At 44.1% G+C, this 13,458-nt stretch carries 11 protein-coding genes and 1 pseudogene; 5 read left to right on the top strand and 7 right to left on the bottom strand.

Going from position 1 to position 13,458, the window contains the following annotated elements; genetic code table 11:
* Positions 1-5: 5 nt before the first annotated feature.
* The 5 genes from HDEF_RS05325 to HDEF_RS05305 form a co-directional block, all read right to left on the bottom strand.
* Positions 6-1,724, bottom strand: coding sequence for a calcium-binding protein (locus HDEF_RS05325; protein WP_234809337.1), 1,719 nt, complete (start codon positions 1,722-1,724; stop codon positions 6-8).
* Positions 1,642-2,310 (bottom strand): hypothetical protein, encoded by a 669-nt coding sequence (locus HDEF_RS05320; protein ID WP_148207009.1) that lies wholly within the window; start codon positions 2,308-2,310, stop codon positions 1,642-1,644. The genes HDEF_RS05325 and HDEF_RS05320 overlap by 83 nt, the downstream gene beginning before the upstream one ends.
* Complete coding sequence (locus tag HDEF_RS05315; protein WP_015873616.1) at positions 2,244-6,533, bottom strand: C80 family cysteine peptidase; 4,290 nt, start codon at positions 6,531-6,533, stop codon at positions 2,244-2,246. Before HDEF_RS05315 ends, HDEF_RS05320 begins: the two co-directional genes overlap by 67 nt.
* Positions 6,534-6,664: 131 nt before the next feature.
* Positions 6,665-8,347: a group II intron reverse transcriptase/maturase gene (gene ltrA / locus HDEF_RS05310; RefSeq protein WP_012738021.1), complete on the bottom strand. Its 1,683-nt coding sequence runs from the start codon at positions 8,345-8,347 to the stop codon at positions 6,665-6,667.
* Positions 8,348-8,917: 570 nt separating this feature from the next.
* On the bottom strand, positions 8,918-9,505 hold the full coding sequence (locus HDEF_RS05305) for a YopT-type cysteine protease domain-containing protein (RefSeq protein WP_015873615.1): 588 nt from the start codon (positions 9,503-9,505) through the stop codon (positions 8,918-8,920).
* A gap of 486 nt (positions 9,506-9,991) precedes the next feature.
* On the opposite strand from HDEF_RS05305, the gene HDEF_RS05300 reads away from it, so the two are divergent.
* Positions 9,992-10,633, top strand: coding sequence for a phage baseplate assembly protein (locus HDEF_RS05300; RefSeq protein ID WP_015873614.1), 642 nt, complete (start codon positions 9,992-9,994; stop codon positions 10,631-10,633).
* A 31-nt stretch (positions 10,634-10,664) separates the two neighbouring features.
* Positions 10,665-10,910: pseudogene (locus HDEF_RS13785) on the top strand (phage baseplate assembly protein domain-containing protein); the annotation flags it as partial.
* Between the two features lie 230 nt (positions 10,911-11,140).
* Here HDEF_RS13785 and HDEF_RS05290 read toward each other — a convergent pair.
* Together HDEF_RS05290 and HDEF_RS05285 are read right to left on the bottom strand one after the other, a co-directional pair.
* Complete coding sequence (locus HDEF_RS05290; RefSeq protein WP_015873612.1) at positions 11,141-11,542, bottom strand: IS3 family transposase; 402 nt, start codon at positions 11,540-11,542, stop codon at positions 11,141-11,143.
* Between the two features lie 216 nt (positions 11,543-11,758).
* Entirely contained in the window at positions 11,759-12,058 is a 300-nt protein-coding gene (locus HDEF_RS05285; protein ID WP_015873611.1) for an IS3 family transposase, read from the bottom strand.
* A 209-nt stretch (positions 12,059-12,267) separates the two neighbouring features.
* Between HDEF_RS05285 and HDEF_RS05280 the strand changes: the two genes are divergently transcribed.
* The 3 genes from HDEF_RS05280 (at position 12,268) to HDEF_RS05275 (ending at position 13,227) form a co-directional block, all read left to right on the top strand.
* Positions 12,268-12,756: a transposase gene (locus HDEF_RS05280; protein WP_193432913.1), complete on the top strand. Its 489-nt coding sequence runs from the start codon at positions 12,268-12,270 to the stop codon at positions 12,754-12,756.
* Between the two features lie 116 nt (positions 12,757-12,872).
* Positions 12,873-12,947 (top strand): hypothetical protein, encoded by a 75-nt coding sequence (locus tag HDEF_RS13780; RefSeq protein ID WP_407078899.1) that lies wholly within the window; start codon positions 12,873-12,875, stop codon positions 12,945-12,947.
* 70 nt (positions 12,948-13,017) lie between these two features.
* Positions 13,018-13,227, top strand: a complete 210-nt coding sequence (locus HDEF_RS05275; RefSeq protein WP_044612309.1) for a hypothetical protein — start codon at positions 13,018-13,020, stop codon at positions 13,225-13,227.
* Positions 13,228-13,458: the final 231 nt, after the last annotated feature.

Raw genomic sequence — 13,458 nt, 5'->3', positions numbered from 1 at the left:
ATTATTTATAAAGACAGCTTACTGGATGAGTAACCGAACACCCCCGGCCCAAATAAACCCATGTCCTGCGGCCCCAAAACGGTATTCACGACGGGCGGCTCATGGAATGCATTCATTGCCTGAGTTAACCCACTCACCGAGCGCCCATCTTGATCCAGCAAGTCGATGAGGGTTTGTCTATTACCTGGATTAAAGAGAGCACCGCGTTTGAGCAGTTCACTCATATGATACTCTTTACTTCCTATCTGTAATTTTTCCAGTCGATACTTCTCTGAAGCAAAGTAGTCCTCGACCTTGATTTCACCCGCCTCTCTGCCTTCACGTGCAGCAATGAATAGGTAAAGATGGTCATTTTGTCTTTCTAGTTGAACATCCTGTTCAGTCACGCCGAGTAACACCAGGACATCATTGCCTCCGATTTCTTTGATAGTGTCATTGCCATGACCCACTGTGTACAGGTAAGTATCATCTCCCTCGCCTCCTTCGAGTCGGTCATTGCCTGTGTTACCTTGAAGGGTATCGTTGCCGATGCCACCATAGAGATGATCACTGCCGGCTCCACCGGCAAGAAAATCATCACCGGCTTCGCCATAGAATGTTTTGTTTCCTTTTCTGGCCTTATCCGTTCGATCTCTACCCACAAGCACATTATCATTACCTGTTCCAGCATAGACCTTGAGATCAAGGTCACTCTCATCAATCACGCTATCATGACCCTCCAGGGAACGAAAAGTATTATCAGGCAATACCGCCGCATTAGATAATCTCACCACGTCATTGCCAGAAGTGGCCTGTTTTTCCAGGTTATCTTGTTGTTTACCCTTTTTGAATTCACGACTGGGCTTATCAAAGTAAGCCGTATAAATATGCGCCTTGCCGTCCTCTCCTTTCTCTAAAAGATAGCTATCGCCTACTTTATCGATGATGATGATATGTTGATAACGTTTATCCTTCATAAAACGACGAAGGCGCAGTTCAAGGATACCCACATCCATTTTTGGGGTCGCCGCACTTAACACCAGATCATGGTCATCTTTGACAGTAAGTGTATTCAATTGATCCATAGAAACAGACTTCAGAATAATAAAATCTGTATCCGGGCGGGCTGTCTTGTCCTCATTGTCAATGGTGATGGTTTTTTTGATCTGAGGTGTATGGTGAATCTGATAGCCATCAGAGCCCGCGCCGCCTTTTAGGAGGTCATTACCCAGCGTGCTGGATAATACGTTATCGGTGTCATCACCTTCTATTTTATCGTTATACCCAGTATCTCCTAAGCTCAATGTTATCCATTTCGGTAGGACCGTTTTTTGCTCCCCCACGTTGATTTCACTGTATCCTTCAGGATTTTTCTGTATGAATTCAATCACACCGTTTTCTGCGGCCGGGCTGCCAAGAAAGGCGCTTCTTTTAAGATCGTAGACAGGGAAATATTGCCCAGAAAGCAACGGAAGTTGCCAGGTATCTAAATTTTGATCTCTGTGTTTATCGGCTACCTTTAAGGTGTCTGGCCAACTCGTCATATTAATTTGTATGCCATCACGGGTGGTTAGGCTATAACGATTATGGGATTGTAGTTGTGTGCCATCCCTGGAGAGCCTATAAGTGTCTTCTAAATCAACTTGGGTGGTGGTTCCGTTGTCATTGGTCAGCAGAATACGTAAGGTGTAATTGGCTATTTTTTCCCATTTTGGGTTTACCCAAGCCTGAGCTTTTTTTATCAATACAATGGATTGAATTTGTGTTACATCGTGTTGCATGCAGTACAACGTGATTGTTTTCTGCAGTGACACTGCCGGTATCTATGATGTTTATCTCGGCCTTTCGGTCGCCAGTATTTTGCAAAACGGTAATGCTGTCTTCTCCTGCCCCCCCGTCAGCCATGCCATTTGATAATACGAGCATATCATTGCCTGCCATACCATAGAGTACACTGCGCCCCCTCGGAGAAATGAGCTGGTTATTATCCTCATCACCATACATCCGGTTATGTAATGACGTATCCCCGATCAGTCTGCTCATCTTGACAACGCGGGCGTCTGGCACAGGCAAAGAAAAGGGAGATTGCTTTTCTGAAAAATCAAAAATAACAGCAGAGTTTGAGTCCTGTTTTTGAGTATGATCTAAAGAGGCCACATATTGCGCCGACAGCACGGGAAGTGACCAGGTTTCTTTATTTTTACCCTCTACTTTGATGGTCTCAGGCCAGCTCGTCTTATCAAGCTGCACCCCGTCATAGGTGGTTAAGCTATAGCGACTACATAACTGGAGTTGCGCGCCATCCTCAGAGAGCCGATAACCGTCTGCCAAATGCAGTTGCGGGTACCATTATTGTTATTCAGAAGGATACGCAGGGAATAATGGGCTTGGGTTGAGCCTTTTTTAACCAGGGTGATGGACTGTATTTGCTTCACGCAGTGTTTCAATATGACGTGGTTTCTTTCTCCTTTTGCTCCTCCGTCTATGATGTCTATACAGGCATCTTTCCCGGTGTCATTTTGCAGGATGATGTAGCTGTCTTCTCCTTCCCCTCCGTAAGCAGAACCTTGCTCTAAGGTTAAGGTATCATTTCCCCCTAAACCATAAAGCAAACTTTCACCCCCTTGACCATTGAGCTGGTTGTCATCCGCGTTACCTGTGATTGAGTCATTCAGTGTCGCGTGCCCTATAACGTGTTCAATCCCGGTCATTGTGGCAACCAAACCGATATCCACCCAGTTTTCATGGTAACTAATATATCCGTTTTTCAGGTCAACAAAGTAACCTTCAATCCCTACTGGGGTCCCTTGAATCACCAGAGTGTCTTCGCCATCTTGACCATCAAACTCACTCCCGATGAAGTCGCCACGGCTAGAATCTTGAGTGTTATTGCCTAAGTAAAACAGATCATTTAAAGATCTGCCTGTGTATTTTTTTGCCCCTTTTCCGCCGAAAAATGTATTACTCCTTCTTCTATACCCGGTGGCCTGGTCATTGCCGTCTCCGAGATTAAATATAACGCTGCCATCCGCTTTGGCATTATCCAGATTATCCAGAGACGTGGCGTTTTTTGTAGATTCAGGATCAGCAGGGTCAAAGACATCGTCTACTTCCTTAAATATCGGGGTGTAATAGTATTCATTGGTTTCAATGAATTTGAAGCGGTGATAAGTTGTTTCCCAATCCTTTCCATAATGCTTTTCTAATTTCTCTTTTAACTCATTTTTGCTTTTTTCCAGGTCTTCCTTCTTGATTTTACCAGGATTTAAAATAGAACCCTCTTTGATTTCAATTAGACCTACAAATGGCAATGATCCATATAATTTTGAATACTTCTCCGGTTTCAAATCAAAATCTTTCAGACTATAAACATAGCGATAAACCGTCTTGAGACCTTGTTCTGTCAGCATTTTCATCGCATTGTTTTCTAAAAATATATTGCACATCTCACGATACATTTCAAGCTGGCTTTGAGTGTTAGCCAATCTGTCCTGTATTTCTTTTGACGGTGGCAACATCCAAAATGCTCTCCAGCCCGTCTCCCATTTGTCGCCTACACTTAAATAAATCTGTTTCTCTATCTCTTCAACTTGACGTACCGCCGAATAGATTTGTCCCCCAGCCAGTAATACGCCACCAATAACAAGACCTAATGGCCCTGCGGCAGCCGCGGCGCTGCCGCCAACGATAAAAGCCCCAGTCACACCGATGCCAACGACAGCCCCTGCCACTGACAGGCTTCCTGAGACAATCAGATCCTGGCGAATATCAGGGTCCGTTTCAGTATCAAGTTTTGAGAAAGATTGATAGGCACTGTAGACATCAAGACCGACACCCACCATACTTAACGCGACTCCCCCCACTTTGATCAAACGCATTTTTGACCCTATCTGACCCACAGATTTCATCGCATTGTTTTTTATAGTAAAAGACGCCATTTTACTCATGCCATATTGCCCAATATCAACGCCTGCATTCAGGCCAACAGAAATGACGGCAAAATCTCGCTCAGATTCAAGCGCCTGCCTTTGTTCTGGCGTTAATCCCTCCTGCTTTAATGCGTTGTTATAAGAGTCGATAGCCCTGTATCCAAAATAATAACCGAGTACAGACATCCCCGGACCAGCATAATTAGCGCCTTTATTAATGCGATGCATAAGATTTTTTGGCTGTAGCGAGCGCATCAGTTTATTTTTTATAGTCACCGTTCCGTCAGGGTTAAGTTCGGTATGTTGATTCACTTTATCCAGCAAGGTTAATGTCTTTTTCGCAATCTTCTGATCTTCTGTTAATTCACGGGCTATTAAAGACGAGGAATTGCCATCTATCGCGCCCATTCTTTTCTTGATTAGCCTCAGCGCGGGTTCAAAGTCGGGATGGTCGAGATTATTTTTTGTTAAAAAGTCATACAATTGTTGAGGCCGAAAGCGGACTTCTTTTAACGAATCAGCATCAATGCGATTGATCTGCTGCCCGACAGTAACGACTCTGCCTTCAAAGGTGACCCCCATATCCAGCAGGGTTTTAAAGGGCAACCTGACATCATCGAAGAGAGTGACATGAGACGACAGTCTGTCCGTGGCCAGTTGATGATCCAGTGAGGTTTGAAATGTCTCGAGTTGGTGTATTTGCTTTCTGGCTTGTTCAATATTCACCTGATAGGCGTTAAAAGCATATTTATTACCCATTTTTTCAAAGCCGTACTGCTGGGCGCGGGTTCGCCCGTCCTTGTCTTTTCCCTGTAAATAGTGATCCAGCAGGTGGTATAGCGCGTCGCCTCCTTCGCTCGAAGTCGGGGTCAAATCAACATTCCCCACCTGAGGATCATACAGTGAATAAGTATGGCTTCCTGATTTTTTTTGTTTAATATTCAATGTGATAGAGTGGTGATCGCCCTTTAATAAATACGCCCCTGGGGTAGGCGTCATATCAAACAGATCCTGCACAGAGGGAGTAAAAATAGCTTTATTATTAACCTCAATCTCGGTTCGGTTTTTTAGCTCTTTGAACTGGTTGTCCAGGTGGTGGGCGTAAGCGATTTCACTGCCAGAGGCGCTGCCATCAATGATTTTCTGACGCCGTAAAGCATCGGCAGATAATCCGGAAGAAAAAATATCATATTTTTCTCCTGACTGTTTGGCGTCCAGAAACGCCAGGGACCAGGCATGGCTATCTTTGTGCGTGTCGATCCCTTGCCTGAGAAAATAGGTGGGTGACATCAACTTCATGTCAACGGTTATCCCTGGATGCGCTTTTTGTGTGTTTTTGATGGCTTCATAAAATGCCAGTGCCCGCTGTTTTTGCTGTTGGTGCGCTTGCGGTTGTTCCAGGCTGAACTGCCTTTCCTGGATACCTAAAGAGGCCTGTTCGCTGTGGGTGACCAGTTTTTGCAATCGTTCCCAGTTACCCTCATACCATGTTTGACGTCGCTCAGGGTGATGCGCGGTGAGCAGTACCCTCTGGATGTCCAACTGGCCATCAGATAAGTGGAAAGCTTCACGCAGTAGAGTGCGCTCAGCCATACCGAGCGATGGCACTGTTTGGGTTTCATCGGCTAATTGATTTAACAGTTGCATTATCCAGTCTAATTTAGTGGGCTCATCTGCCTTGATCTCAACACGTACTCCCTGTTGTTGATCTTTATGGTAAATGATTTTCCCCTGACGGGCATCATGCACGTTGCTCTGGTTATCTACGATAAACCTATGGCCATTGTCTGCCACCCCCAGCTCGTCTGTGTAGGCCGTGACTGAAACAGTTTCCAGGTTCAATCCACGGATCAGCCCGTCGGCAAAATCATTTTGTTTGTTTGGCCCCGCTAACGAGCAGCCGGCTAAAACCACACGGGATGGTTTGATCTCAACATTGTGATCATGTTTAAATTCATCGAGAAAGCGGTTTAAAGTGGTGGCTAATTCTGGATGTGTCTGGCCTGCAAAAGTGAGGTTATTCACCGCGGCTCCACCTTCTCGGCTATGAGCAACCACTTGTACACGCAGGTTCATTTTATCACGTAGCTGAGTCGTATCGCCATGTATGAGATGATAGTAACCATCACTATCGAGCTGCACTAACACCGAATCATGGTGTTTTCCAGCTAAATCAGCGGCGGCCTTAGCAACAATCGCATCGTTTTCCATCTGAATAATCAGATGGCCATCGTAGTCGGTGCTACCCCCATCTGTTTTTGTTGTCACCTCGGGTGTTTCCCAATCCTCCACATCGGTATTTTTAACCGCGTGATGGGTATCTGAGGCCGTCGTAGTCGTACTCGCCAGAGTGTTATGATGCACTACTCGGTCAGTATGAGTTTTTCTGACATTATTAGTAGAAAACTTTTTAGAAGGTTCTGCTTTAACCGTGTTAATTTTTTCAAAGTGATCTACAAAAAATTTTTTATTTAATGTATTTTTGTATAAAGATTTGCTCCAATATTTATCAACAAACCATTCTATAAAATCATTTTTTTTATTAAATTCAAATTCTCCAAAGTTAGGATCAAAATATATCACGGTATTTTTATTGATATAAGCAGAAACACTGTGTCCAAGCATGCTACCGTGTAAAGCTATTTTTTTATATTCTCCATCTTTATTGTGGCTTGATTAGGTAAGCAGGCCGCAAGTGCCCACTCCCTCAAGAACCGTACGTGCGAGTTACCCCGCATACGGCTCACGCAACTTACTCACTTCAACATTTTTCCTTTTTTGCTATGTAATTGTCTGTGGCAATTAGCATGTAACAATCTTAGATTAGCCAGCTTGTTGTCACCCCCTTCAGCTTTAGGCTGAATATGATGAACATGCAATTGTTCACCATTGTCCAACTCTTGATCACAGAGAGGACAATAACCTTTCTGTCGCTTATAGAGGTTAACTTTGACACCGTAAATAAAAGGCTGTTTACGTGCCTGCCTATTACGCCAATAGTCACGCAATTCCGGATTGTCGGGGGAAGCATTTTTTGGAACTAGCCAATGACGCTGTATTTTTGTCCATGCATGCTTCCAAAGAAATCCACCGGTTGATTTATCCATAAATACTGAATAGTCTTCTCTACCTGGTATCTTGCCTAAGTAGTGTTTTCTTCGCCACCACCAGTGTTTATTGGGATGACGTCGATACAAATATCTACGTTGGCGGATCCACATCCATTGGTCTAATGCACTGAATGTTCTTTTTGAAGCACCAATACGATAGTAATTACACCATCCTATTATCTTGGCATTCAGTTGTCTTATTCCTTCTTGTGTCGGCATACCGATAATACCTTTCCAGGTCATTCTCATTTGCTGTTTGTACCTTTTCATCGACTCCTTTGAGGGCTTCGTTAACAATATATATCCCCGTTTTCTGTGGCGATTGTCATAATGTCGTATATTAAATCCCAGGAAGTCGAATCCTTCCTTCAAGTGTTTGATACTGGTTTTTTCTTCAGAAAGAGCTAACCCTCTCTGAGCTAACCAAATTTGCAACTTTATTTTGGCAGTTTCGCACTCTTCACGGGATTTACCGAATACGACAAAATCATCCGCATAACGAACTACTGCATAAGGTTGCCCTTGTTTTGGCGTGCCGTTTTTCCAGTATTGAATACCCAGTAAGGTCTCCATTCCGTGGAGTGCAATATTGGCCAGTAGTGGACTGATAATCCCGCCTTGCGGAGTACCTGCAACATTGGGTATATAGTTGCCATGTTCCAGCACACCGGCTTGTAACCATTGTTTAATCATGTTTCTTTCGGGGAATCCCCCGATTTTTTTTATGAGAAAATTATGGTCAATGTTGTCAAATGCGCCTTTAATATCTGCATCTAGTACCCAGTGCCGTGTCCCTCGTGCTCTGGCAATACAGAAAATTTTTTGTATTGCGTCATGGGCACTTCGCCCCGGTCTAAATCCGTAGCTGACTGGTTCAAATTTTGCTTCCCAATAAGGTTCCAGCGCCGATTTAACTATCGCTTGTCTACAGCGGTCGAGAATGGTTGGGATCCCAAGAGGGCGTTTTTTTCCATTCTTTTTTGCTATGTAAACTCGTTTTACTGGATAAACCTTTTCTGAAGTTGTTTGGCTTAATAACTTATAAAGATGTTCTCGTCCTTTATGGTCATTAATTACCTGATTATCTACTCCAGCCGTGTGTTTTCCCCGATTGACCTGAGTGACTTTCCTGATAGCCAGAAGATGGTTAGCTCTTGATTTCATCATGAGTTTTTGCAGATTTCTGACTTTCTTTAAGTCACCTGTTGCTGAAGCCCTATATATTCTTTGCCTTAGATTATTAATCATGGCTGTCACAACACGCCAGTTAATAGCATGCCATTCCAGTTGTTGTTCATAGTTTTGATTTATTACGTTTGCCATAGGCATCTAACTCTTCTAAATCAATTCATAACCTTGGTAAAGGATTATATGGGTAAGTCACCCGTTCCACGTCAGCCTCTTTTCAGAGTAAAGTAATTACCTCTATCAATCCTGTTATGATTTCCAGTTGCCTTTCGGCTGATTGCCTTCGCTTTTTGGAACGTCTTATGCCCACTGTCTCTTAGTATTTACATCAACACTAAAAGATTAATGGGGTTACCGTGTTTCACACCATGAAGATACATTGAGTGGGCTGCCTCCTCTATGCCGGGGAACGGGATCCGTCGTAAAGAACGAACACTCTTCTTTACCCGTTTCTAACTGTCGTTAAACTTCCCCATAACACGTCACATCTGATTTCGTGTTTTACTTGCTTACGACATTTTAATAACGGAGATTCACTTTATTCAACCCATTTCAGTTTTGCCTTGCCCCTATTTCTTATTCAGCTTAATACTTTAGTTAGGCTTTCATTCTCGCTTAGCACAAGAGAATTACTCCTCTTGCACCGAGTAAGTGGCAATAAGGTTTCGGATCAACCTTACCCTTTTTCAAGGGACTTCTGTGGTGCAACTTTCACGTCGCACGTGTACTTACAATAGATTCGGCTAAATTTTTAATTGCTTCATCAGTATTTTCAGATCTTTGATACTTGTTTTTGGTTCCTTTATTTTTAAAATACCCATCATCTTTATAAAATTTTTTATAATCCAGTCCTTGAGAATTTAACCAATTTTTGTGAGCTAGAAAAGATTCTTCATAATTATTAAAATCAACTTGTAATTTTTTAATTTCAAAAATTTTATTTTTATTTAATTTATTTTCATCACCAGTGATGATTTCTTTAAATAAATTTTTACCTTGAGCATGTAATGCTATCCAGTAACTGGTTAAAGCATCACATATACCCGCACTGGTCTGTTTATGCTTAATAATTTCTTTAAAAAAATCTGTTTGAACTTGAGAAAATGCAAAATTAACTTTGCCATGATACTTGGTCACTGACTTACGTACTTTTTTAACAGCAAATAATGCAAGCGCGGAATTAATTAAATAATTCTTCAATATTACAGGATTTAAAATACTGTCATTTTGATATATACTTATAGTGGATTTATCTATAAATAAATTATCTGTTTTTTTTCTGTTGTTAATATTAGGCATTTTTTCCCCTGGTTTAAAATTTATATTTTTATATTTTTATATTTTTATATTTTTATTAATAATAACGAAAAACAGGATTTTATAATCTATATTATTAAATAACACGCTTATATTACTTAATAATAATTTTTTATAATTAATAATCACTATTATTATCTTATTTATGCTGCGAAAATGATGGGTAAAAACGGTGTGTCGGTCGCATTAAGTGGTTTTAAGAGAACAGGTTCTGTCGCATTAAGAAAAATTGAGCCTGACCAATCACAACATACAGTGTTATCTTGTAGACTAAAAAACAATCGCCGGTTATTTAGACGGCATTCCCGCAGGTTGGTATCAAGATCATCGCATTCATAATCGTCAAAGACGATATATACCCCTCTGTCGAAAAAACAAACTCTCCCCGCACATTGTTCGATACGCTACTCCCCGTCACTCGGTTTTCTCGCAAATAACGATTAATCACATTATGGCTAATTCCCTCAAGTGGAAAGTGCCCCTTCCATTCATCCATCAATACATCAATCCCTCCAGGCGGATTACGGGGAAACGGGGCATGAAATCTTGAACAAAGCCCTGGGGCTCCAGCAGACGCTGGCCTGGGATGATGCCGAAGGCAATTTGTTGATAGGGAAGGTGGGAACGGATAGGGCGACCACGGCGCTGGTTTATGGAGAGAATATCTTGACCTGTGACAGCGAGCGCAGTCTTCGTGACCGTTTTTCAGAGTATCAGGTGGCGGGACAACGCAGTGGTGACGATGCCGATTTTGGCGAAGCCACCTTAAAAGCGCTGAGAGACAAAGCGAAAGACAGCCAAATCACACGTTATCGCCCGTATCACCTTCAACAATCGGGGAATGCGACGGGTGACAGTTGCCGGGAATGGGGTGAATTTGAGGTCAGACAACGAGCGGCGAGAAACGAAGAGACCACCTACAGAGTTCAAGGCTGGCGACAGGGGGATGGGAGTTTATGGCAGCCAAACCAGCGAGTCATGGTATTTGATCCGGTTCTTGGGTTTCACCATCGAGAGCGGGTGATTGGAGAAGTCGTGTATACACAGAATGAGGGTGGAACCCTGTGTGAACTCCGCGTGGCCCCCGAAGCGGACTGTATCCCCCCCTGAAGGAACAAAAAATAGAAGAGGATTTTTTTGAATGAAAAACGCCCTATCAACATTCCAGCGGGGATTATTCCGCCTGTGGTCTCGAGTGGTCGCTCAAAGTGTCAACAGCACCGCGGCTTGCCAGCGAGTGGATGTCTCCTTGATGGCAGGGGAAACCAAAGCAGGGATGGAATACCTGTAGCCTTATGGCTTCACCTCCACAGCGCATGCCGGCGCGGAAGGGGTGGCCCTCTTTCTCTCTGGAGACCGCTCGCATGGCGTTGTGATTAACGTAGCGGTGTTCTGGTCAAATAATTTCGGAGAAAACTCAAGAAGTTTTACACCACTGAAAGTTTAAATGCTTTCATCAATGGTGTTTGGTGATCATTCACACTGTGCGGCCTGACTCGATTGTCATCATGAGTGAGGCAAGGCAGTACATGAGTTTGTGCTTGTTGAACAGTGTTGTAGCCCTACTTTGGGCGCCATTCTGACTTTAAACAGCCAAAAAAACGCGCCATGGGGGCATTATCCCAACAGTTTCCCCGGCTGTTTTATCTGATACTGCCACAGATGTGGTCGATACGATAAGCGACTATAATGACTCCCCTGGTCTGAATGAAAGAGGACATTTTTCGGTCTTCCCCGTGATTCGCAAGCTAACATGAGTGCCTGTTGAGTCAGTTGACTGTGGGGAGAAGTGGAAAAAGCCCCCCCCAGGATTTTTCTTGCATATAAGTCGAGTACAACCGAGAGATAAAGCCAGCAAGTACCGGACCAAATGTCAGTAACATCGCCACACCCCACCTGATTGGGTGCCTTGACGGTAAACTCACGATTCAAGTGTTCAGGAGCATAAACGGCTTTTTTACCACTGGGTTGATAACGAGGCTGGCGTGGCTTGCTTTCAATGCCTGCCTCACGCATCATGCTCTCCTTCCTGCTTCAGCGCGGCCGATAACGTGCGGGACCCTGCCGCGCCCCGGCTATTTCTGTGTCATTCCATCAGCCGTATTTTCAGGCGTTCACGTTCAGGGGTGCCTTTTTTCTGCCGATGACATTGATAATAGTCAGTACTTCGATTGATGCCAAAGACATCACATCATTCTGTTTTAGGGTAATCCTCACTTCAGTCATTAATGAGGCTTATCGATTGTAAAAGTCTGACATTAAGAGAGCTGAAGCCTTTTTGAGGATATCTTTCTCCCGTTCAACCTTGCGGAGTCTGGCTTCCAGCTCTTGAATCCGTTGTTGGTCTGCTGTCATTGTTTTACCCTGGGAAATAGTTTGTCCTCTTTTTTCGCTCATTGCCCGCTTCACCCCATCACGGAGGGCGCTGATACTCACACCCATGGCTTCACTGCCTTGACGAAACGGGTAATTTTGTTCGATAACCAGATGGGCTACTTCGCGTTTCAATTCTGGTTTAAATGTTGGCTGAGACATTTTCTTGTACTTCCTTTGTTCAGTAACGCTTTCGGGATTAATTTACTGTCTGAATTCATTAAGCCAGAACAGTTCTGGCTCATCCCTTACCTGGAAAGCCTATCGTGTTGCCCTTCATCGCCTACCCCAAGGCATAGGTATCTACACATCTTTATGGATATCTGCTATTAGGTTGTAGCATGATCTGAACTTACCTATTGGCGGGATTGATGCCCGCCTCAAAACCGAAGCGGAAAGACAAGAACACGGGCCGGCGAGTGAAAGTACAGCCAGGCGTAGCTCTGACGCTCAGACTGGTTGCGGTTCGCCTTACCGATACTGACGGTAATTTTATCGGACGCTGGACGCTGCTCACAAACGTAAGCCGCGAGAGCATCAGCGCAGAAGTCGCTCGCTGGTATTACTGGCGCTGGAGTATCGACTCCTTTTTGAAGCTGCTCAAAGGGGCTGGACATGACGTAGAAAAATGGCGTCAGCTTAGTGCTGGAGCTGTGCTACGCAGGTTATTGATAGCCAGTATGGCATGTGTACTGGTATGGAGACGACAACGCTCTGAAGACGACGACAATGTAGCCGCCCGTCAGTTAATTTGTCGATTATCCGGACGACAACAAAAACGAGGACGAATAGAAAGCGCTCCAGCTCTGCTCGCAGGACTATCCATCTTACTCAATACCTTGACTTTATTAGCAGAATAGACCCCTGAAGAACTTGCTCATTTCGCGATGGCGGTTCTTAACCCTACATGATCTGTAGATAACTATGCGACATAAGGCAGGAGGGGAATGATAAACTGTTCGGCAGTCATTATATCGTGTCAGGCGGTGCGGGAGAAGATATCTTGCAAGGCGGTACGGGCAACGATGATCTGAGGGGGGCAGGGGGATGATGTTTACCGATTTGCTCTGGGTGACGGGCACGATACCCTGATTGAGGAGGGAGGCCATGACATTCTGGATTTGACGGACTCAAAAGAGATCACTCGAGAGAAGATATGGCTTCAAAAAGAGGGTCCTGATTTAAAAATTGGGGTTGATGGTCCCTTTTCTGGTGACAGTGTGACGATAAGAGATTATTACAATCCTGACATGGCCCGTGATCTGAAAGTAGACACCCTACAGGTGGCGGGGTATCAATTAACAGGCGATCATATTGAGAGACTGAGATAGGCCATGGCGTCTTTTCCTCTCACTGAAGGGGCACCGTCGTCCCCTGGGCCAGAGACTCATCGAAAGTGGGCGTAGTTCTGGACGGTGATACCTGAAGTGAGCTCGCGTTAGGAACATTCATCTTGTGGCTTCGATAGAAGATAGACATCCACCCACGCAATCGTCCGGCGCTACCTGACGCGGCCTCTATAGACTTGCCTCTTTATTAGCAATGTCTGTGCAATGATATTT

The organism is Candidatus Hamiltonella defensa 5AT (Acyrthosiphon pisum), assembly GCF_000021705.1.
GTDB lineage: Bacteria > Pseudomonadota > Gammaproteobacteria > Enterobacterales > Enterobacteriaceae > Hamiltonella > Hamiltonella defendens.
The sequence above is the reverse complement of the archived record's forward strand: the minus strand, read 5'-3'. Positions and strand labels throughout refer to the sequence as shown.

Bases quoted from the DNA above. Each gene is read 5' to 3' on its own strand.
- HDEF_RS05315 (WP_015873616.1), bottom strand. From the start codon at position 6,533: ATGCTTGGACACAGTGTTTCTGCTTATATCAATAAAAATACCGTGATA.
- ltrA (WP_012738021.1), bottom strand. From the start codon at position 8,347: ATGCCTATGGCAAACGTAATAAATCAAAACTATGAACAACAACTGGAA.
- HDEF_RS05305 (WP_015873615.1), bottom strand. From the start codon at position 9,505: ATGCCTAATATTAACAACAGAAAAAAAACAGATAATTTATTTATAGAT.
- HDEF_RS05290 (WP_015873612.1), bottom strand. From the start codon at position 11,542: ATGATGCGTGAGGCAGGCATTGAAAGCAAGCCACGCCAGCCTCGTTAT.
- HDEF_RS05285 (WP_015873611.1), bottom strand. From the start codon at position 12,058: ATGTCTCAGCCAACATTTAAACCAGAATTGAAACGCGAAGTAGCCCAT.
- HDEF_RS05280 (WP_193432913.1), top strand. From the start codon at position 12,268: ATGCCCGCCTCAAAACCGAAGCGGAAAGACAAGAACACGGGCCGGCGA.